Source organism: Microvirga ossetica, assembly GCF_002741015.1.
Classification (GTDB): Bacteria; Pseudomonadota; Alphaproteobacteria; order Rhizobiales; family Beijerinckiaceae; genus Microvirga; species Microvirga ossetica.
Map to the genome: position 1 here is coordinate 4,317,327 of NZ_CP016616.1, position 19,125 is coordinate 4,336,451.

15 protein-coding genes and 1 pseudogene are annotated in these 19,125 nt (G+C 64.9%); 9 read left to right on the forward strand and 7 right to left on the reverse strand.

Annotation, left to right across the window (positions count from 1 at the left end; all coding sequences use genetic code 11):
• Positions 1–133: 133 nt before the first annotated feature.
• On the forward strand, positions 134–553 hold the full coding sequence (gene dksA / locus BB934_RS20540) for an RNA polymerase-binding protein DksA (RefSeq protein WP_009489488.1): 420 nt from the start codon (positions 134–136) through the stop codon (positions 551–553).
• An 86-nt stretch (positions 554–639) separates the two neighbouring features.
• On the opposite strand, the gene BB934_RS20545 is transcribed toward dksA, so the two are convergent.
• On the reverse strand, positions 640–1,893 hold the full coding sequence (locus BB934_RS20545) for a hypothetical protein (protein WP_237050030.1): 1,254 nt from the start codon (positions 1,891–1,893) through the stop codon (positions 640–642).
• A gap of 369 nt (positions 1,894–2,262) precedes the next feature.
• On the opposite strand from BB934_RS20545, the gene cckA reads away from it, so the two are divergent.
• From cckA to alaS, 3 genes are all read left to right on the forward strand, one after another.
• Positions 2,263–4,776: a cell cycle histidine kinase CckA gene (cckA, locus tag BB934_RS20550; RefSeq protein WP_237050031.1), complete on the forward strand. Its 2,514-nt coding sequence runs from the start codon at positions 2,263–2,265 to the stop codon at positions 4,774–4,776.
• A gap of 172 nt (positions 4,777–4,948) precedes the next feature.
• Entirely contained in the window at positions 4,949–6,043 is a 1,095-nt protein-coding gene (gene recA / locus BB934_RS20555) for a recombinase RecA (RefSeq protein WP_099511292.1), read from the forward strand.
• Positions 6,044–6,249: 206 nt separating this feature from the next.
• Positions 6,250–8,901 (forward strand): alanine--tRNA ligase, encoded by a 2,652-nt coding sequence (gene alaS / locus BB934_RS20560; RefSeq protein ID WP_099511293.1) that lies wholly within the window; start codon positions 6,250–6,252, stop codon positions 8,899–8,901.
• 162 nt (positions 8,902–9,063) lie between these two features.
• On the opposite strand, the gene BB934_RS20565 is transcribed toward alaS, so the two are convergent.
• The 3 genes and pseudogenes from BB934_RS20565 to BB934_RS50950 form a co-directional block, all read right to left on the reverse strand.
• On the reverse strand, positions 9,064–9,528 hold the full coding sequence (locus BB934_RS20565) for a GFA family protein (protein WP_099511294.1): 465 nt from the start codon (positions 9,526–9,528) through the stop codon (positions 9,064–9,066).
• A 28-nt stretch (positions 9,529–9,556) separates the two neighbouring features.
• Positions 9,557–10,495 carry an IS630 family transposase gene (locus BB934_RS20570; protein WP_418294744.1) on the reverse strand — a complete coding sequence of 313 codons (939 nt, stop codon included), beginning with the start codon at positions 10,493–10,495 and terminating at the stop codon, positions 9,557–9,559.
• Positions 10,435–10,626: pseudogene (locus BB934_RS50950) on the reverse strand (helix-turn-helix domain-containing protein); the annotation flags it as partial. The pseudogene BB934_RS50950 and the gene BB934_RS20570, both read right to left, overlap by 61 nt.
• 81 nt (positions 10,627–10,707) lie before the next feature.
• On the opposite strand from BB934_RS50950, the gene BB934_RS20580 reads away from it, so the two are divergent.
• Positions 10,708–11,730, forward strand: a complete 1,023-nt coding sequence (locus BB934_RS20580) for a diacylglycerol/lipid kinase family protein (RefSeq protein ID WP_157934239.1) — start codon at positions 10,708–10,710, stop codon at positions 11,728–11,730.
• Positions 11,731–11,797: 67 nt separating this feature from the next.
• Here BB934_RS20580 and BB934_RS20585 read toward each other — a convergent pair whose 3' ends face one another.
• Both BB934_RS20585 and BB934_RS20590 read right to left on the reverse strand, forming a co-directional pair.
• Positions 11,798–13,012, reverse strand: a complete 1,215-nt coding sequence (locus BB934_RS20585; RefSeq protein WP_099511296.1) for an NADP-dependent isocitrate dehydrogenase — start codon at positions 13,010–13,012, stop codon at positions 11,798–11,800.
• Between the two features lie 370 nt (positions 13,013–13,382).
• Positions 13,383–14,372: an ABC transporter substrate-binding protein gene (locus BB934_RS20590; protein ID WP_157934240.1), complete on the reverse strand. Its 990-nt coding sequence runs from the start codon at positions 14,370–14,372 to the stop codon at positions 13,383–13,385.
• Positions 14,373–14,677: 305 nt separating this feature from the next.
• On the opposite strand from BB934_RS20590, the gene BB934_RS20595 reads away from it, so the two are divergent.
• The 4 genes from BB934_RS20595 to rpsD all read left to right on the forward strand — a co-directional run bounded on the left by BB934_RS20595 (position 14,678) and on the right by rpsD (position 18,357).
• The gene (locus BB934_RS20595) at positions 14,678–15,412 is read left to right on the forward strand and encodes an RNA methyltransferase (protein WP_099511298.1); all 735 of its coding nucleotides are present in this window, start codon (positions 14,678–14,680) and stop codon (positions 15,410–15,412) included.
• Between the two features lie 65 nt (positions 15,413–15,477).
• Positions 15,478–16,680: a dienelactone hydrolase family protein gene (locus BB934_RS20600; RefSeq protein ID WP_099511299.1), complete on the forward strand. Its 1,203-nt coding sequence runs from the start codon at positions 15,478–15,480 to the stop codon at positions 16,678–16,680.
• A 9-nt stretch (positions 16,681–16,689) separates the two neighbouring features.
• On the forward strand, positions 16,690–17,562 hold the full coding sequence (gene murI / locus BB934_RS20605; RefSeq protein WP_099511300.1) for a glutamate racemase: 873 nt from the start codon (positions 16,690–16,692) through the stop codon (positions 17,560–17,562).
• Between the two features lie 177 nt (positions 17,563–17,739).
• Positions 17,740–18,357: a 30S ribosomal protein S4 gene (gene rpsD, locus BB934_RS20610; RefSeq protein ID WP_099511301.1), complete on the forward strand. Its 618-nt coding sequence runs from the start codon at positions 17,740–17,742 to the stop codon at positions 18,355–18,357.
• Positions 18,358–18,423: 66 nt separating this feature from the next.
• Here rpsD and BB934_RS20615 read toward each other — a convergent pair whose 3' ends face one another.
• Positions 18,424–19,005, reverse strand: coding sequence for a Spy/CpxP family protein refolding chaperone (locus tag BB934_RS20615; RefSeq protein WP_099511302.1), 582 nt, complete (start codon positions 19,003–19,005; stop codon positions 18,424–18,426).
• Positions 19,006–19,125: the final 120 nt, after the last annotated feature.

A 19,125-nucleotide genomic window follows, 5' to 3' on the forward strand; every position in this document is an offset into this window, starting at 1 on the left:
GGCGCTTGCCTGTCCAAGGCGCAAAAGAGGGACCTTGGCCTCTTAGACAAATCGATGACGCTTAATATCGTTGTCGCGGTCCCTGCTTGCCTATATAGGGGCGCCACGGTTCATCGGGGAAGAACGGCTGAACATGACAGATATCGTGATTGATGAGGGTTATCGTCCGACAGAAGACGAGCCCTTCATGAATGAACGGCAAAGGGAGTATTTCAGGCGCAAGCTGATCCGTTGGAAGCACGACATCCTCAAAGAGGCTCAGGAAACTCTCGCCACCTTGCAGAGCGAGAACGAGAATCATCCTGACCTTGCGGATCGCGCCTCCTCGGAAACGGACCGCGCCATCGAGCTTCGCGCCCGCGATCGCCAGCGCAAGCTCATTGCCAAGATCGACGCCGCGCTCGCGCGGATCGAAGACGGCTCTTACGGCTATTGCGAGGAAACCGGAGATCCGATTTCCCTCAAGCGCCTCGAGGCTCGCCCCATCGCAACCCTTTCGCTCGAGGCGCAGGAACGCCACGAGAGGAACGAGCGGGTCTACCGGGACGACTGATACTCTTGCCTAACAAATCGAAAGGGCTCCGCTTGCGGAGCCCTTTTTGTTTGAGCGTCGGTCTCGCTGAGAGGCGAGGGGTCTTATCAGCCCTTCTTGCCCGGATCGAGCGGACGGCCGAGCAGGCGGGCGAACTCCGCCTCGATATCCTCGACGGAGAACGGGTCCGTCGGCTTCTGCTGAGCGGCCGACGCTTCCTTGGCCTGGGGCGGAAGCGGTGCGGATACGGGCGGCGGAGGCGACGCTGGGCGGACCTGCTCTGGGGCCGGCGCAGGCTCGGCCGTCACAGCCACCTCGGTCTCTTCGGCGCGATCCTCCTCCTCGAGCGTTTCCTCCGCTGCGATCTCCTCGACATCGGCAGAGGAAAGCCCGGCAAGCTCCGGAAGTTCGTCTTCGTCCTTAGTCTCTTCCTGCACCATCGGCGACGCTACGGGCGCGACCGGTGCCGGCGGAGGCGGAACTGGGATCGAGGGCCGCTTCAAGGCCTCTTCGAGCTGCCTGGCCATATCCGAGAGCAGGCCCGCACCGGGTGCAGGGCGCTCGGACGGAGCAGGCCGCTCTTCCGCGGCCGGCTGCGGCGGGCGGACCGGCTCTGGCGGCATCGGTGGCGTGGGAGGTGCCGGCGGCGCCGGTGTCGCCCGGGACTGGAACGGGGGAGGGGTGAAGGTCGGGCGCGGCTCGGGCCGCTCCACCACCGGGATGGGGCCCGGCGACGGGCTTTGGTCACCGGGACCCCGGGCTTCGGCACGCAGGCCCTGGATGGTGGGAGCCGACGAGACGGCGACGGCGTCGGGCTTCAGCACCGGTTCGGGATGAGCCGGAATCGGGGCGCTCACTTTCGCGACCGGCGAGAGCTCCTCGTCGATATCCGATTCCTCGGAGGGGCGGCGGACGAAGGATCCGAGCTGTGCCGCGAGCTGGCTCTCGATGGACGGCCGTCCGTTGGACTCGACCTGCGGCGCACGCGGGGGCTGGTCGAGGGTCGGCTCGAAGCGCTCCGCGCCGGTGTCGTTCGAGGGCGCCGGAATGCGGGCGCCGGCAACACGGACGATGTTGGTTTCGATCACCACGTCGTTGGGACCGCCGATCAGCAGCAGGTGCTCGACATTGTCCCGACGGAGCAGAAGGAGCTGCCGCTGCCGGTCGAGATCGTACACGTCGACGATGCCGAGCCGGGGCTGACGGCTGCGGCTGCGATCGCCGCTGCCGGGCATCATCAGGCGCGCGCCCGTCAGCTTGCGGAAGACCACACCGAAGAGCACGAGCAGGACCAGGATGATCGCGAAAGCGATCGCAAATTGAACGGCCCGTGACGCTTCGATACCAAAAAGAGATGACACGATGAACTCTCAAGCGTTGTGCAGGCCTTTTCAGGCCAGTTCTGCGTTGGTTGTACCACAACGACCGTCAAAGCGAGCGGCAAGGTTAACAGATGGTTAACGGGTGCCGGCCTCTTGATGCAGCCTGTGGGCGAAGAAGGATCCTCGAGATCCGTCCAAGATGGGTCTGTTCGCGCTTTCATCAAGAAAAATAGGGATTTCCTATGGCGGGAAGCGTCACGCAGCCTGTTGCAGCCTCCTTCGCCCCCTTGCTTTCGCTTGCCGCGACGCCTTAGAGGTCGATCAATAATTAGCGTGTAGGATGGTCGGCACGGAGCGAGCGGCCGCCTCCGTTGAGGATAATGATATTCCATGGCTTACGAGGGCGATATGCCAAAGGGTTCGGCCATCGACCGTTCCGACCGTCACGGCCATATCGGATGGGTGCTGCTTCTCGCCGGCATTCTCGTCGGCGCAACTCTCTCTCTTCGTTTCCTCGCCATGGAGCACGCGCAACTGATGATCCTCGGCCTCCTGGCTTTCTTCGCCATGGCCGGCGTGTTCTTTCTCTTCGCCATGGCGATCGGCGTGGTTCAGTTTTCCGGGCAGACGGCGCGCAACGATATCACCAAGCTCATGGCCGATACGTCGAGCGACGGGCTCGTGGCGATCGAGGACGACGGGCGCATCACCTATGCCAACGAGGCCTATCTGTCTTTCGCCGGCCTGCAGGGCGGAGAGGTGCGGTCGGTCGAGCGCCTGTTCACGGGCGCGCCGGAAGTCTCGGAGGCGGTCTATCGTCTTGCGCAGGCCGCGCGCGAACATCGCACCGGCTCCGAGGAAATCCGCCTGTCGCCCGCCTTGAACGGGGCGCAGGAATTCGGCTGGTATCGGGTCCGCGTGCGTCCCGTGCCGCGACCGAACGGGCGTCAGGCGGCGCTCTGGATGATCCGCGAGGTGACGCATGAACGGGAGCGCCAGGAAAACGTCTTCCAGGAACTCCAGCACGCCATCGACTATCTCGACCATGCCCCTGCGGGGTTTCTCTCTGTCGATTCCACCGGGTCCATCGTCTATCTGAACGCCACGCTCGCCTCGTGGCTCGACTACGACCTCGCGACGGTCGGATCCGGCGGGCTGAACCTCGCCGACATCGTGCCGCGCGACGTGGTGTCGATGATGACGTCGTTCTCGGGCGAGGCGGGCAGCGTCCGCACCGAGACCTTCGATCTCGATCTGCGCCGCCGCAACGGCCAGTTCCTGCCGGTGCGCCTCTATCACCGCATCGCCTTCGGCCAGGACGGGCGGATGGGCGCATCCCGGACGCTCGTTCTCAACCGCTCCGCCGGCGGCGAAGTCGACGAAGGACAGCGGGCCGCGGAGGTGCGCTTCGCGCGCTTCTTCAACAACACGCCCATCGCGATCGCGACGGTCAATCGCGCCGGGCGCATCGTTCACGCCAACGCGCCGTTCTCGAAGCTGTTCGGCTCGCTGCCGCGCGCCGGCGACACCGGAGACGAGGGGCCCTCTATCCTCGATGCCTTCCGTGAACGCGGCGCGATCGAGGCCGGCCTCAAGGCGGCGGCGGAGAACAAGGGCGACATCCCGCCGCTCGAATTGCAGACCGCGGGCGAGAATGCCGGCTCCGTCCGGGTCTGGGTGACGCCGGTCGGCGATACCGGCGCGGACGGCGAGACGGCGATCCTCTACGCCCTCGACACCACCGACTTCCGTAAGGTGGAGGAGCAGCTCGCCCAGTCGCAGAAGATGAACGCGGTCGGCCAACTCGCCGGCGGCGTGGCGCACGACTTCAACAATGTGCTGCAGGCGATCATCGGCTACAGCGACCTGCTGCTCGCCAACCACCGCCCGACCGATCCGTCCTTCCAGGACATCATGCAGATCAAGCAGAACGCCAACCGGGCCGCGGGCCTGGTGCGGCAACTTCTGGCCTTCTCCCGCCGCCAGACCCTGCGGCCGGAGGTGCTCAACCTCAACGATCAGCTCTACGATCTCTCCATGCTGCTCAAGCGCCTTCTCGGTGAGCGCGTGGCGCTGGATCTCAGCCACGGCCGCGACCTCTGGTTCGTGAAGGCCGACGTGAACCAGTTCGAGCAGGTGGTGGTGAACCTTGCGGTCAACGCGCGCGATGCGATGCCGGACGGCGGCAAGCTCGCGATCCGCACCGGGAACGTGTCTGCCGCCGAGGCAGCTCGGCTGAACGTGAGCGCCATGCCGCCGGCCGATTACGTCGTCGTCGAGGTTTCCGACACGGGCTCGGGCATGACGCCGGACGTGCTGGAAAAGATCTTCGAGCCCTTCTTCACCACCAAGGAGGTGGGCAAGGGGACCGGCCTCGGCCTCTCGACCGTGTTCGGCATCGTCAAGCAGTCGGGCGGCTATATCGACGTCGATTCGAAGCCCGGGAACGGCACGACCTTCCGCATCTACCTGCCGCGGCACATCCCCGAGATCCAGGAGACGCCCGAGGAGGTGAAGCCCGAGGTGGTCCGCAAGCCGGCCGCCGACATGACGGGGCAGGGCACGATCCTCCTTGTCGAGGATGAGGATCCGGTGCGCGCCGTGAACGCCCGGGCCCTGTCCGCCCGCGGCTACACCGTGCTCGAGGCGGCCTCCGGCATCGAGGCGCTCGAGATCATCCAGGAGCGCGGCGCGCCGGTCGACCTCGTCGTGTCCGACGTGGTCATGCCGGAGATGGACGGCCCGACCCTGCTCGGCGAACTGCGCAAGCTCTATCCCGATCTCAAGGTGATCTTCGTCTCAGGCTATGCCGAGGAAGCCTTCCGCAAGAACCTGCCGGAAGGGGAGGAGTTCAACTTCCTGCCCAAGCCCTTCAGCCTGCGCCAGCTGGTCGAGACGGTGAAGCAGGTCATCGGGCTCTAAATCGTTGAATTAGCACAATTTTAACCATGCGACATCGTGGCCGACGTTGAGGCTGTGAATTCACGGGCGAGAACAAAAAAAGAACTTGCGGGTGAGAACAAAGTAAGTACATATATTCTCTCAACACCGCGTTGAGATTCACTCCTCCTCCATGCCATAAGGATGTTAGGTCATGTCACAGTCCTCCCTGCGACTGGTGGAAAGCTCATCAATGGATAAAGAAAAAACGAAAGCTCTCGACGCGGCGCTCTCTCAGATCGAGCGCGCCTTTGGGAAGGGCTCGATCATGCGGCTCGGCAAAGGCCAGCAGCCGGTTGAAATCGAAACCATCTCGACGGGTTCGCTCGGCCTCGACATCGCGCTCGGCGTGGGCGGTCTGCCCCGCGGCCGCATCATCGAGATCTACGGGCCGGAATCCTCGGGCAAGACGACGCTGGCCCTGCACTCCATCGCCGAGGCCCAGAAAAAGGGCGGCGTCTGCGCCTTCGTCGACGCGGAGCATGCGCTCGATCCGGTCTATGCCCGCAAGCTCGGGGTCAACCTGGACGATCTCCTCATCTCCCAGCCCGACACGGGCGAGCAGGCCCTCGAGATCGCCGACACGCTGGTCCGCTCCGGCGCGGTCGACGTGCTCGTCATCGACTCGGTGGCGGCGCTGACCCCGAAGGCCGAGCTCGACGGCGAGATGGGCGACGTCCAGCCGGGCCTCCAGGCCCGTCTCATGAGCCAGGCCCTGCGCAAGCTCACCGGTTCGATCTCCCGGTCGAAGACGATGGTGATCTTCATCAATCAGATCCGCATGAAGATCGGCGTCATGTACGGAAGCCCTGAGACGACCACGGGCGGCAACGCCCTGAAGTTCTACGCCTCCGTGCGCCTCGACATCCGCCGCGTCTCGACCCTCAAGGACCGCGACGATCCGATCGGCAACTCGGTGCGCGTGAAGGTCGTCAAGAACAAGGTTGCGCCGCCCTTCAAGCAGGTCGAGTTCGACATCATGTTCGGCGAGGGCGTGTCCAAGGTGGGCGAGCTCATCGATCTCGGCGTCAAGGCCGGCATCGTCGAGAAGTCCGGCGCCTGGTTCTCCTACGACAGCCAGCGCCTCGGCCAGGGCCGCGAGAACTCGAAGCAGTTCCTGCGCGACAACCCGGAGATCGCGGACAAGATCGAGGGTCTCATCCGCCAGAATGCCGGCCTGCTCGCCGACCGCATCCTGGAGCAGGCGACCCCGACCGCAGACGACCTCGACGAGGGTTCCGCAGATTAAGTTTTGCTCTCCTTCAAGGGCAAAGAGAGGCCGTCGCGAGAGATCGCGGCGGTCTTTTCGTTTCCCCGCTCTCGGAGGAGAGAGGGGAAACGCCTTCCTGAATTAGACCACACGCCGCCTCGACAGCGCGGGCGCGGGCGGCTAAAACCGGCCACATTCATACCTTTTCGGGCCCTGAAAAGCCCTTACCGTAAGTCTGAGAACCCATGAGCGGCGTCAACGAAATCAGGTCGGCCTTCCTCGATTACTTTGCCAAGAACGGCCATGAGGTCGTGGCCTCGAGCCCCCTCGTGCCGCGCAACGACCCGACCCTGATGTTCACCAATGCCGGCATGGTGCAGTTCAAGAACGTCTTCACCGGCATCGAGAAGCGCCCCTACAGCACGGCGGCGTCGTCGCAGAAATGCGTGCGCGCCGGCGGCAAGCACAACGATCTCGACAATGTGGGCTACACCGCGCGCCACCACACCTTCTTCGAGATGCTCGGCAACTTCTCCTTCGGCGATTACTTCAAGGAGCGCGCCATCGAGCTCGCCTGGAACCTGATCACCAAGGAGTTCGATCTGCCGAAGGACAAGCTCCTCGTCACCGTCTATCACACGGACGACGAGGCGGCCGACCTTTGGAAGAAGATCGCCGGGTTCTCGGATTCCAAGATCATCCGCATCCCGACCTCGGACAATTTCTGGCAGATGGGGGATACCGGCCCCTGCGGCCCCTGCTCGGAGATCTTCATCGACCAGGGCGACAAGCTCTGGGGCGGCCCTCCCGGCAGCCCGGAGGAGGACGGCGACCGGTTCCTCGAGTTCTGGAACCTCGTCTTCATGCAATACGAGCAGATCGAGCCCGGCAACCGCATCGGCCTGCCCAAGCCCTCCATCGATACCGGCATGGGTCTCGAGCGCATCTCGGCGATCATGCAGGGCGTGCACTCGAACTACGACACGGACCTGTTCCGCACCCTCATCGAGGCGGTGGCCCATGCTACCGGCGTGGCGCCCGAGGGCGACCGCAAGGCCTCGCACCGGGTGATTGCGGATCACCTGCGCACCTCCTGCTTCCTCGTCGCCGACGGCGTGCTGCCCTCGAACGAGGGCCGCGGCTACGTGCTTCGCCGCATCATGCGCCGCGCCATGCGCCATGCGCAGCTGCTCGGCGCCAAGGAGCCGCTCATGTACCGCCTCGTGCCCGCTCTCGTGCGCGAGATGGGGCAGGCTTACCCTGAGCTCATCCGCGCCGAGGCGCTGATCACCGAGACCCTGAAGCTGGAAGAGACCCGCTTCCGCAAGACCCTGGAGCGCGGCCTCATCATCCTCGACGAGGAAACCCGTGGGCTTACCAAAGGGCAGAGCCTCTCCGGCGACACGGCCTTCACCCTCTACGACACCTACGGCTTCCCGCTCGACCTGACGCAGGACGCGCTTAAGCCGCGCGGCATCGGCGTCGACACGGATGCCTTCGATGCCGCCATGGAACGTCAGCGCGAGAAGGCACGCGCGGCCTGGTCCGGCTCGGGCGAGGCGGCGACGGAGACCGTCTGGTTTGCCGTCAAGGAGCGCGCCGGCGCCACCGAGTTCCTCGGCTACGACACCGAAACGGCCGAGGGCATCGTCCTGGCGCTGCTGAAGGACGGCCAGGAAGTCGCGGAGCTCAAGGCCGGCGAGAAAGGCCTCGTGGTCCTCAACCAGACTCCGTTCTACGGTGAATCCGGCGGTCAGGTCGGCGATACCGGCGTGATGCAGGGCGAGGGCGCCCGCGTGTTCGTGACCGGCACGGAGAAGAAGCTCGGCGACCTCTTCGTGCACCATGTCACGGTGGAGCACGGCTCCCTGAAGCAGAACCAGTCTCTGGAGCTGATCGTCGATCACGAGCGCCGCTCGGCCGTGCGCTCCAACCACTCGGCAACCCATTTGCTGCACGAGGCGCTGCGCCAGGTGCTCGGCGATCACGTGGCCCAGAAGGGCTCGCTCGTGGCGCCCGATCGCCTGCGCTTCGACTTCAGCCACCCGAAGCCCATCGAGGATGCGGATCTCGCCAAGGTGGAGGAGATCGCGAACCGGGTGCTGCTGCAGAACGAGCCCGTCGTCACCAAGCTCATGGCGGTGGACGAGGCGATCGAGTCCGGTGCGCGCGCGCTCTTCGGCGAGAAATACGGCGATGAGGTCCGCGTGGTTTCCATGGGCAAGGGCGAGGCCAACAGGACGTTCTCGGTGGAGCTCTGCGGCGGCACGCATGTGAACCGCACCGGCGATATCGGCGTCGTTACCATCGTCGGCGAAAGCGCTGTGGCCGCGGGCGTCCGCCGTCTCGAAGCCATGACGGGCGATGCCGCACGCCGCTACCTCACCGAAGAAAGCCGCCGCTTACGCGAGGTCGCAAGTCTCCTGAAGACGCCGGTGGACGAGGTCTCCGCGCGTCTCGCAGCCCTGCTGGAAGAGCGCCGCAAGCTGGAGCGCGACTTGGCCGAGGCCCGCCGCAAGCTCGCCATGGGCGGCGGCGGTTCGGGCGGTGACGATCCGGTCAAGGACGTCGCCGGCATCAAGCTCATGGCCCGCGCGGTCACCGGCGTCGAGATGAAGGACCTGAAGAGCCTTGCCGACGAGGGCAAGAAGCGCCTCGGCTCCGGGGTCGTCGCCATCGTCGGCGTCGCCGAGGACGGCAAGGCCGGCATCGTGGTCGGCGTCACCGAGGACCTGACCGAAAAGGTCGACGCGGTCGCGCTTGTGCGCGTCGGCTCGGAAAAGCTCGGCGGCAAGGGAGGCGGCGGCCGCCGCGACATGGCCCAGGCCGGCGGCCCCGACGGTGCCCAGGCCGAGGCGGCTCTCGCTGCCATCGAAGCGGCCCTCGCTGCTGCTTGAGATCAAGCGTCATCCCGGACGGCGCAAGCCGGTCCGGGATCGGATGCGGCACACTTACGTCATGGCCGGGCTTGTCCCGGCCATCTCGCTTTTATGAGGCTCGGTGCTTCTCGGATCGGGATCACCGGCACAAGGCCGGCGATGACGTCGAGGAGGCTGCCCTCAATCGTGATCCGGATGCTGCCGGGAGGCCATCTTCTCCATCTCCTCCGGCGTCGCGTAATCGCCCGTCCGCTCCCCGGGCAGGGTATGCAGCCTCTCGAAGGCGGGAAGCTTGCTCTCGAGGCCGTACTGGATCTCCGGCGTAACCCGGCCCGGCTCGTCGAGGCTGCCAATGGACACGCTGATGCGGTCGTTCTCCAGATAGGAATAGGTCAGCGGCGTGCCGCAATCCGTGCAGAAGCCGCGCTCTACGGCCTTGGAACTCTTGAAGACGCTAAGCTGGCCCTTCGTCCAGACCAGATCCTTGCGCGGCACGCCGGTAAGTGATGCAAAGTAATTGCCGAATGCCTTCTGGCACATGCGGCAATGGCAGATGCTGGCATGGGTCGGCTCGGACATCAGCGCATAGCGAACGGCGCCGCATTGGCAGCCTCCGGTCATGACTGACTTCGTGGCATTGGTCATGGTATTTTCCTTAGTCTCGATCGATCAGCTAAGCAGCGATTCGGTGGTTGGCCAACGGATGGCGACTTCGCTCGCAATTGAGCATCGCGACCGCCTCGTGGATGGCATCATCGAGGTTCTCTGGACCCGCGAAAGTCTGGTGAGCAAGATGATGCTGCTTCAGATCGCGCCAGAGCTCTTCGATGGCGTTGAGTTCGGGAGCGTACTTTGGCAGCCATTCGACCGTGAGCCAGGGCGCCCGCTCGGCGAGGGCGGCGCGCGTCGCCTTGCTGGTGTGGATCGGGCCATTATCGAGGACGAGCACGATCGGCTTCGTCGCACGAGCGGACGTTGGGCCATACTGCGTGTCGATCTGGTCCAGCAGCGCGATAAAATCGGCACTGCGCTTGCTCCGGCTGGTGCGCACGATCAGGTCCCGCGGGGCCCAGTCGAGCAGACCGAGCATCGCCACCTTGGCGGCTTGGCCGGGCGCGGGAATGCGCAGATCCGCGCCCTTCTTGGCCCAAGCATGGGCGAGATAGGGGTGGGTGAGCGCTTCGGATTCATCCCCGAACAAGAGCACGATATCGCCCGCCTCGGCCTGCGCCTTCAGGAGCTTGCGGCGCAGGCCGGCGCGGTCCACGGCGTCTGCATCCTGGCGGCCCTTCAGGGTATGGCGCGGCCGGCGCCAGCGGAAATCCCCTTTTGGCGCAACACGACCGAGAGCCGTGAGCGCGAGATGCGCACGCCGGAGCGCTTCTCGATCTCGTCGGCCAGCCGCGGCAAGGTCCAGTTGGGGCGATTTGCGACCGATCCCGCCAGAACCGCCTCGGCCACCGCGAGCGCCCGCTCGGCCTTGACCGGTGCCGGTCCCGGGGCAACGGATCGCCGCAGCGCGTCGACCCCACCCGTCATGAAAGCGCTGCGCCAGAGCCGCACGGTATCCTCGCGCACGCCGAAGGCCTCGGCGATCCGCGGGCTCGTCCAGCCCGCCAGGGTCAGCAGGAGCGCCCGCGCCCGATCCGCCTCGCCCCGATCGCGCGAGTGGCTGAGAGCCATGAGCTCACGCCGCTGCGCGGCGCTTGCGACAACAGGGGATTTGCCCGCCATGATCCGCATCCCGAACCAAACTATGAGATGGAATCACAGACAGCATCCGTTGGCCACCCCGCTGAAACCTGCTTAGATCCGAAGGCCCTCATGTCAACTTGGCTGGTCGAATCGACCAACCCGGCGCTGACGGCTTATGGAAATGTTCCACTATTTCATCGACGCCTCAAGCTTTTCGAAAGTGCCGATGTGACCCGGCCAGATGTTTCCGCAGCGGCATCGGACAGCCGCCTTTCACCGGCCCGCCGGCTGCTCGTGATCCATAACCCGACGGCCGGGCGCGGTGAGCGCAGACGTCTCGCTGCCGTCCTGACCGCGCTTCGTAAAGAGGCGGTTCAGGTCGAGCTGCACGCAACGGGGAGCGCCGGCGATGCCGAGCGGACGGCGCGGGATTGCGGACCCGACATCGACGTGCTGGTGGTGGCCGGCGGCGACGGGACGATCAACGAGGCGATCAACGGCTTGATGATGCGAGAGCGGTCCCCGGCGCTGGGGATCATTCCCATCGGCACCACCAATGTGCTGTCGCGGGAGCTGCGCATTCCGAGGCAAGCCGATGCGCTGGCGCGACTCCTCGCCGATGGACGGACCCGGGACATCCATGTGGGCCGGGCGAACGGGCGATATTTTTCGCTCATGTGCGGGATCGGCATGGACGCGCATATCGTCAATCGCACGAGCCTTCGCCTGAAGAAACGGATCGGCAAGCTGGCCTATATCCTGCAGGGCCTGCGTGAACTCGCGGCCGGGCTGCCGCGCCGCTATCGGGTCGAGATCGATCGCTCCGAGGTGGTGGAGGCAAGCTCCATCATCGTGGCGAAGAGCCGGTTCTACGGCGGAGAGTTCCAGCTCGCTTCACAGGCGGATCTCGGCAAGCCCGAGTTCCAGGTCTGTCTTTTCCTGCGTGGCGGACGGTTGAGCACGCTGCTTTACATCATCGGCATGGGCATAGGTCATCTCGACCGCATGCCGGGCTATCGGACGGTTGTGGCCACAGCGGTCAGCATCACCGGCCATGACGGCGACCCGGCACAGCTCGACGGAGACTGTCGAGGCTGCCTCCCGCTCGAGATCGGTTTGGGCGAGCGCCCGCTATCCGTGATCGCTCCCTGACAAGCCATAAAAGAAAACGGCCAGGCAAACCCGGCCGTTAACGTCGTCAGATCTGGCGAAACAAGCTTTAAGCAGCCATCGCCTTCTTGAGGTTTTCGTCGATTTTGTCGAGGAAGCCGGTGGTGGAGAGCCACTTCTGCTCGGCGCCGACGAGCAGCGCCAGGTCCTTGGTCATGTAGCCGGCCTCGACCGTGTCGACGCAGACCTTCTCCAGCGTCGCGGCGAACTTGGCGAGCTCGGGGTTGTCGTCGAGCTTGGCCCGGTGCGCCAGGCCGCGGGTCCAGGCGAAGATCGAGGCGATCGAGTTCGTCGACGTCTCCTTGCCTTTCTGATGCTCGCGGTAATGGCGCGTCACCGTGCCGTGGGCTGCTTCCGCCTCCACCGTCTGCCCGTCCGGCGTCATCAGCACCGAGGTCATCAGGCCCAAGCTGCCGAAGCCCTGCGCCACCGTGTCGGACTGCACGTCGCCGTCGTAGTTCTTGCACGCCCAGACATAGCCGCCCGACCATTTCAGCGCCGAGGCCACCATGTCGTCGATCAGGCGGTGCTCGTAATGGATGCCGGCGGCGTCGAACTTCGCCTTGAACTCGTTCTGGTAGATCTCCTCGAAGATGTCCTTGAAGCGGCCGTCATAGACCTTCAGGATCGTGTTCTTGGTCGAGAGATAGACCGGATACTTGCGGTTCAGGCCGTAGTTCAGCGAGGCGCGGGCAAAGTCGCGGATCGAGTCGTCGAGGTTGTACATCGCCATGGCGACGCCGGCGTCCGGGAACTTGAACACCTCCTTCTCGATGACCGTGCCGTCCTCGCCCTCGAACTTGATCGTCATGCGACCCTTGCCGGGCACCTTGAAGTCGGTCGCCTTGTACTGGTCGCCGAAGGCATGGCGGCCGACGATGATCGGCTGGGTCCAGCCCGGCACCAGGCGCGGCACGTTCTTGCAGATGATCGGCTCGCGGAAGATCACGCCGCCGAGGATGTTGCGGATCGTGCCGTTGGGCGACTTCCACATGTCCTTGAGCTTGAACTCCTCGACGCGGCCTTCGTCCGGCGTGATCGTGGCGCATTTGACGCCGACGCCGTACTTCTTGATCGCTTCCGCCGCCTCGACCGTGACCTTGTCGTTGGTCGCGTCGCGGTGCTCGACGCCGAGGTCGTAGTACTTCAGGTCGATGTCGAGATAGGGGTGGATCAGCTTCTCTTTGATGAAGTGCCAGATAATGCGGGTCATCTCGTCGCCGTCGAGCTCGACGACCGGATTGGCAACCTTGATCTTCGCCATGATCTCACCTTGCGCTTAAGGGCTGGAACAGACCTGCCTTGCCGGCAGGCTGGTTACCGGGGCCTATAGCGCGGTTAAGCGCGGGGGGGAAGGTGGTAGCGGCACAGGAATTCAGCGCTTTCCGGCATGGCCTGCCATTTTCGCGTTTTCGGTGCACAGCGCCGCGCCGGAGAGGGAAGATTGCCATGGAATCGGGCCTAAGCCCGGCACGAAGACCTGAGAGCTCTGCCGGAACGCCCATTGCAGTAACGGCGGCGGTCGGCGCTGCAGCCCGTCCGGGCTATTACTGCGGCTGGGGCGGACCCATGCCAATCGGCGCCTGATGCTCCAGCTTGACCTTGCATTCAGCAGCAGCATCGAGAGCGCGATGTCATTCGACGACCTCATCGGCAAGAGCGATCAGGGAATCGGGCACGGCAAGGCCGATCTGCCTTGCGGTTTTGAGACTGATCACCAATTCGAACTGGGTCGGTCGTTCGATTGGCAGATCGGAAGGCTTGGCTCCCTTGAGGATGCGAACAGCATAATACGCCAGCCGCTTGAAGCTCTCGGAGAGGCGCGGACCATAGGTCAGTAGGCCGCCGCTGTGGGCAAACATGCTCCAGCCGGATATGGCCGGGATCTTGTGTCGTAACGCATACTCGGAAACCTGCTCCCGGCTCTCCAGCATGACGCTGTCAGGCAGGATGACCAAGGCATCCGGCGCGTCCTGGTCGAGGCTTGCCAGAAAGGCGCTGACTTCCCGGACATTGCGGGTTGGGACCCACCGCATCTCCATCCCAAGTTGCCGGGCCGTTTCCTGATTGGCCGCAACCTCAAGGTCGACACCCGGGTGGACTGGGTCCCCCATGAGGATCACCCTCCTGGTTTGCGGCGCAACCGTCCGCAGAATATCCAACCGCTTCGCATTCAACTCGATGGTCATAAAGCTGACGCCCGTCAGGTTGCCGCCCGGCCGGGCCATGCTGTCGGTGAGATCAGCGGCGATGGGATCGCCGCTGAAGCCGTAGACGATCGGAATCCGGGTTACCGTTCGGAGACCGAAGATGGCTGCGCCCTGGGAGACAATCACGTCCGGCCTGAGGGCGAGCACCTCTTCGACGACGGCCGGCAGCCGTTCCGGATTCCCGTTAGCGGAGCGGGCGAGGACTTCAACATCACGGCCTTCGACATAGCCTTCGGCGGCGAGGCCGCTGCGGAACGCATCGAGGTAACTCGCCACCTGAGAAAGCGGGAACACGGACACCCAGGCAATTCTCGCAGGTATGCGCGGTGCCGGTTGCGCATGAGCGGAACTGTCCCGCAGAACAAGCGTAGCCAGCAGGATGGAAGCGATCATGAGACCCCATCGTGGCTTCATCGGCTCCTCCATTTGGTCCCATCGGTGTCCTGCCCAAAAAGGTCCCGGGTCCGAGCGGCGGAAGTTATCTCGTCAATGGATGACATTACCGGATTACGTCACGGAAATCCGGTGCCTTTGCTACCGAATGCCGAAGCAGTCGGAGATGGGAACTCTCCTCCCCACGAGGGGCAGGAAGGATCAGTCAAAGCCTTACATCGAATGATGAGCCGGACGTCCGGGACCTCCGTAGTCTTCGGCATAGCTAGTCTTGAGATCGTGTTTGACGCTATGGGAGAGGGTCCATCCAATCCGGCTAAACCCTCATGACCCGCCCGATCATCATCCTCGTGGAACCCCAGCTCGCCGAGAACATCGGCATGGTCGCCCGCGCCATGGCCAATTTCGGGCTGTCGGAGCTGCGCCTCGTTTCGCCGCGCAACGGCTGGCCCAAGAAGGGGGCGCATTCGGCGGCATCGGGCGCGACCCATGTGCTGGAAAGCGCGACGCTCTACGACAATGTCCGCGAGGCCATCGCCGACCTGAACTTCGTCTTCGCCACCACCGCCCGCGAGCGCGGGCAGATGAAGCGGGTCTTCGCACCCGATGCAGCCATGGCGGAAGCGCAGGCGCGCCTCGGAGCGGGGCAGGGGATCGGCATCCTGTTCGGGCGCGAGCGCACGGGGCTCGAGAACGACGAGGTCTCGCTCGCCGATGCGATCATCACCTTTCCGGTCGACCCGAAATTCTCCTCGCTGAACCTGGCGCAGGCGGTCCTTCTCGTCTCGTACGAGTGGTACAAGCTCGCCACCGGCGGTGCGCTGCCCTTCGACGGCGGCCCGCAATCCCCGCCGGCCCCGCGCGAGATGGTGACGTCGTTCTTCGATTATATCGAGAGCGAGCTCGACGCGGTGAACTTCTATCCCGAGGACAAGAAGCCGACCATGACCCGCAACATGCGGGACATCTTCCACCGTCTCGAGATGACCGAGCAGGAGGTCCGCACCCTGCGCGGGGCGATTCGCGCCCTTGCGGAAGGGCGCAGGTTGAGAAAACCTTAAGCTAATCGTGGCTTTATAGAGTTCGGGCTCTATCTGCCCGGCTGACCATAGAGTTTGAGACGACGATGCGCCGCTGCCTGCTGCCCTTTCTGCTCCTTGGCGTCTCCCTCGCCGCCCCAGCGGCCCGTGCGGCCACGCCGCCGCAGCAGCCCGCACAGGGGCCCGGCGGGCGCGACTACACGTCGACGGAGGTGGTTAAGCGCGCGGTCGGCACGGCGAGTTCCGGAACCTTCGTCTTTCATGGCAACGACGCTCCCGCAAAGCCGCGTCCGGTGGTGATCTTCCTGCATTCCTGGGGTGCGGTGGATCCCGGCCTCTACGGCGGCTGGATCGACCATCTCGCCCGCAAGGGCCATCTCGTGCTCTTCCCGCGCTTCCAGGACGTGAACCGCTCCCGTCCAGCGGATGCCTCGAACCTCGCCGAAGATCTGATCCAAAGCGCTCTCGCAGCCCTGGCGGAGGATGAGAACGCCAAGCCCGACCGGGAGCGCGTCGCCTTCATCGGCCATTCGGCCGGCGCGCCGATTGCATTCAACCTCGCGGCCGGGACGGAGTCCGGCAAGGTCCCGGCCCCGAAGCTCGTCTTCGGCCTGATGCCGGGCGGCATCGCCTCCAACGAGAAGGAGCGCGGCATCCACCTGCGCGATCTTTCGACCATTGCGCCCTCGACCATGCTCATCACCATGAGCGGCGATCGCGACCATCTGCCGAGCGATCGCGCCGCCCGCCTCCTCATGCAGCAGGCGAGCGCCGTTCCGAGCAACCGCAAGCTCCTCATGCGGGCGTCTTCGGACGATCACGGCTTTCCCGCCATGACCGCGGCGCTGGCGTCCCCCGGTTCGCCGAAGGCCGAATACGATGCCACCGCCATCAAGCTGCCGCCGGATCCGCCGCGCGATCCCAAGCAGCGCAACACCTGGCGCTGGAGCGCCGACATGGCGCTCACCGGGCCGCAGATCCTCCTGACCCAGGCGCTCGGCAACAACGGCACCGATACTCTCGATTACCTCGCCTTTTGGAAGACCTTCGACATCGCCTCCGAGGCAGCCTTCGCCGGCAAGGATGCGGCCGCACTCCTGCGCGATCCGAAATTCGTCGATATGGGCACCTGGAGCGACGGCTGGCCCGTGCGGCGGCTCTCGGCGCAGATGCCGAAGGTCGAGGGGCAGGAGAACAAGCCCGAGCCGGGTCCGCGCCGCAGGCTCAACATGGCGCCGCCGGAAACCAAGCAGGGATCGTCCGACTTTCTCACCAAGTTGCGTTCGTAAGGGTTGGTCATGCGTGTCGATCTTCTGGCGGGGGCTACCTATAATCCCGCCGTCATGCCGTCTCCCGTCCCCACCATCCTCGTCTTCGATTCCGGCCTCGGCGGCCTCACGGTCTTCTCGGAGGTCCTGAAGATCCGCCCCGACGCGCGCTATGTCTACGCGGCGGACGATGCGGGCTTCCCCTACGGCCGTCTCGCCGAGTCGGTCCTGGCGGAGCGGGTCGTCGCCGTCATGGAGCGGCTGATCGAGCTCCACGATCCCGACATCGCGGTGGTGGCCTGCAACACCGCATCCACCCTCGTGCTGCCGTATCTCAGGGCGAGGTTCTCAATCCCCTTCGTCGGCACGGTCCCGGCTATCAAGCCGGCGGCTCAGACCACGCAGACCGGCTACCTCACGGTGCTCGCGACCCCGGCGACGGTCGCCCGCGACTACACCCGCGACCTGATCGAGACCTATGCGGCCGGCTGCAAGGTCAACCTCGTCGGCTCGCGCCGTCTGGCCGGCTTCGCCGAGGCGGAGCTTGCTGGCAGTCCCGTCTCGGATGAGGAGCTTCTGGAGGAACTCGGTCCCTGCTTCATCGAGGATGCCGGGGGCAGGACCGATGTGGTGGCGCTGAGCTGCACCCATTACCCGCTTCTGTTGCCGCGCTTCCAAACGCTCGCGCCCTGGCCGGTCACCTGGATCGACCCGGCGCCTGCCATCGCCCGCCGGGTGACGCAGCTGATCGGCCAGCCTGTCCCGGGCCACGAGGCCGACGAGAACGAGACCGTAGCCGTTTTCACGAGCGGGGCGGGGATCGGCCTGGATCTGCGCGAGGCCCTGCGGGAGAAGGGTCTTCCGGCGATCGCCATTGAGGATATGCCTCTGCTGGTCGGGTGACGATAAGCGGCCGATTGACTTTCCCGCCTTTTCCGCCTAAATGCCTCCCGTTCGCGCGGTCCTCACGGGCCGCGTAACTTTTTACGCTCCCGTGGCCCGGCTTCTTGTCGGCCTGTCGTCCCGAAAGGGAAGAGGAGGGCGCGTTCCTCGCAAATTCGACAACAAAGAGGAACAGCGATGTCGAAGCGCATTCAGGCCAAGCATAAGCTTGACCGCCGTATGGGTCAGAATATCTGGGGCCGCCCGAAGAGCCCTGTGAACCGCCGCGAATACGGCCCCGGCCAGCATGGCCAGCGCCGCAAGGGCAAGATGTCTGACTTCGGCACGCAGCTGCGCGCCAAGCAGAAGCTCAAGGGCTACTACGCCAACATCACCGAGAAGCAGTTCCGCCGTTACTATGCGGAGGCGATCCGCCTGAAGGGCGACTCGGGCGAGAACCTGGTCGGCCTGCTCGAGCGCCGTCTCGACGCGGTCGTGTACCGCTCGAAGTTCGTCGCGACCCCGTTCGCTGCCCGTCAGTTCGTCAACCACGGTCACGTGAAGGTCAACGGCCGCCGCGTGAACATCCCGAGCTATCAGGTGAAGGCCGGCGATGTGATCGAGGTGAAGGACAAGTCGAAGCAGCTCGAGGTCGTCGTCGTGGCGAGCCAGCTCGCCGAGCGCGACGTGCCCGACTACATCGAGGTCGATCACTCCAAGATGACGGCCCGCGTCACGCGCATCCCGACCCTGTCGGAAGTGCCGTACCCGGTCCAGATGGAACCGAACCTCGTGATCGAGTTCTACTCGCGCTAATTCGCGAAGAGCCGATTTCGGAAAACGGAAAGGCCGCCCGGTGGGCGGCCTTTTTGCTGTTTGGCGTTACTGCTGCTGCACGGGGCCGCGGGAGCTGTCCCGATGCATGCCGATGCGGTGCCGGTCCGGACCATGGCCGCGGCGCCCGCCGCGGTCGTTCCAGCGCGGGCCGTCGAGATTGACGGCTTCGCGCATCAGGCGCGGCGCGATCCGCTTCTGGTCTTCGCTGAACGTATCCCAGAGGGGACGCAGGGCGGTCGTGACGGCGGCCGAGCGCTGGGCACCTTCGTTCATCATCGTGCTGCGCCGCTCGAGGCGCTGCATGAAGTCCGTGGACTGGCGCTGCTCGCGGGACGGACGCTGCTCGAAGCGGGAGAAGCGCTGCTCGGCCGAGGTGCGGATCGCGGTCTCGACCGGGGTCCAGAGCCGTTCCTGATCGGGGGCGAGCTTCAGACCGGCCTTGATCGAGGCGATGCGGGCATCGACGAGGCGGTTGAAGTCGTCCTGGCTCATGCGGGGACGGCGATCCTGCCGGCCCTGATCCTGGGAGGCCGCCGGCGCATTCGGTGCCGGATTCTGCTGCGCCAGCGCGAGGGTGCCCGTTCCGGCCAGTAGGGTCGCAAGAGCGATGGTGGCGATGGTCTTCATGCGGATATCCTCGGTTGTGGCGATAGGATTAGATTGCTCCGATCCTGCTCTCTCCGAGGTGACTGCCGCATGAACTTTTTGTCATGTGCGGGTTCATCGTCGTCCGGCGGTGAAGCTGCA

Bases quoted from the DNA above. Each gene is read 5' to 3' on its own strand.
- BB934_RS20615 (WP_099511302.1), bottom strand. From the start codon at position 19,005: ATGAAGACCATCGCCACCATCGCTCTTGCGACCCTACTGGCCGGAACG.
- BB934_RS20580 (WP_157934239.1), top strand. From the start codon at position 10,708: ATGTCAACTTGGCTGGTCGAATCGACCAACCCGGCGCTGACGGCTTAT.
- BB934_RS20595 (WP_099511298.1), top strand. From the start codon at position 14,678: ATGACCCGCCCGATCATCATCCTCGTGGAACCCCAGCTCGCCGAGAAC.
- BB934_RS20590 (WP_157934240.1), bottom strand. From the start codon at position 14,372: ATGAAGCCACGATGGGGTCTCATGATCGCTTCCATCCTGCTGGCTACG.
- dksA (WP_009489488.1), top strand. From the start codon at position 134: ATGACAGATATCGTGATTGATGAGGGTTATCGTCCGACAGAAGACGAG.
- alaS (WP_099511293.1), top strand. From the start codon at position 6,250: ATGAGCGGCGTCAACGAAATCAGGTCGGCCTTCCTCGATTACTTTGCC.
- cckA (WP_237050031.1), top strand. From the start codon at position 2,263: ATGCCAAAGGGTTCGGCCATCGACCGTTCCGACCGTCACGGCCATATC.
- BB934_RS20565 (WP_099511294.1), bottom strand. From the start codon at position 9,528: ATGACCAATGCCACGAAGTCAGTCATGACCGGAGGCTGCCAATGCGGC.
- recA (WP_099511292.1), top strand. From the start codon at position 4,949: ATGTCACAGTCCTCCCTGCGACTGGTGGAAAGCTCATCAATGGATAAA.
- BB934_RS20600 (WP_099511299.1), top strand. From the start codon at position 15,478: ATGCGCCGCTGCCTGCTGCCCTTTCTGCTCCTTGGCGTCTCCCTCGCC.
- murI (WP_099511300.1), top strand. From the start codon at position 16,690: ATGCGTGTCGATCTTCTGGCGGGGGCTACCTATAATCCCGCCGTCATG.
- rpsD (WP_099511301.1), top strand. From the start codon at position 17,740: ATGTCGAAGCGCATTCAGGCCAAGCATAAGCTTGACCGCCGTATGGGT.
- BB934_RS20585 (WP_099511296.1), bottom strand. From the start codon at position 13,012: ATGGCGAAGATCAAGGTTGCCAATCCGGTCGTCGAGCTCGACGGCGAC.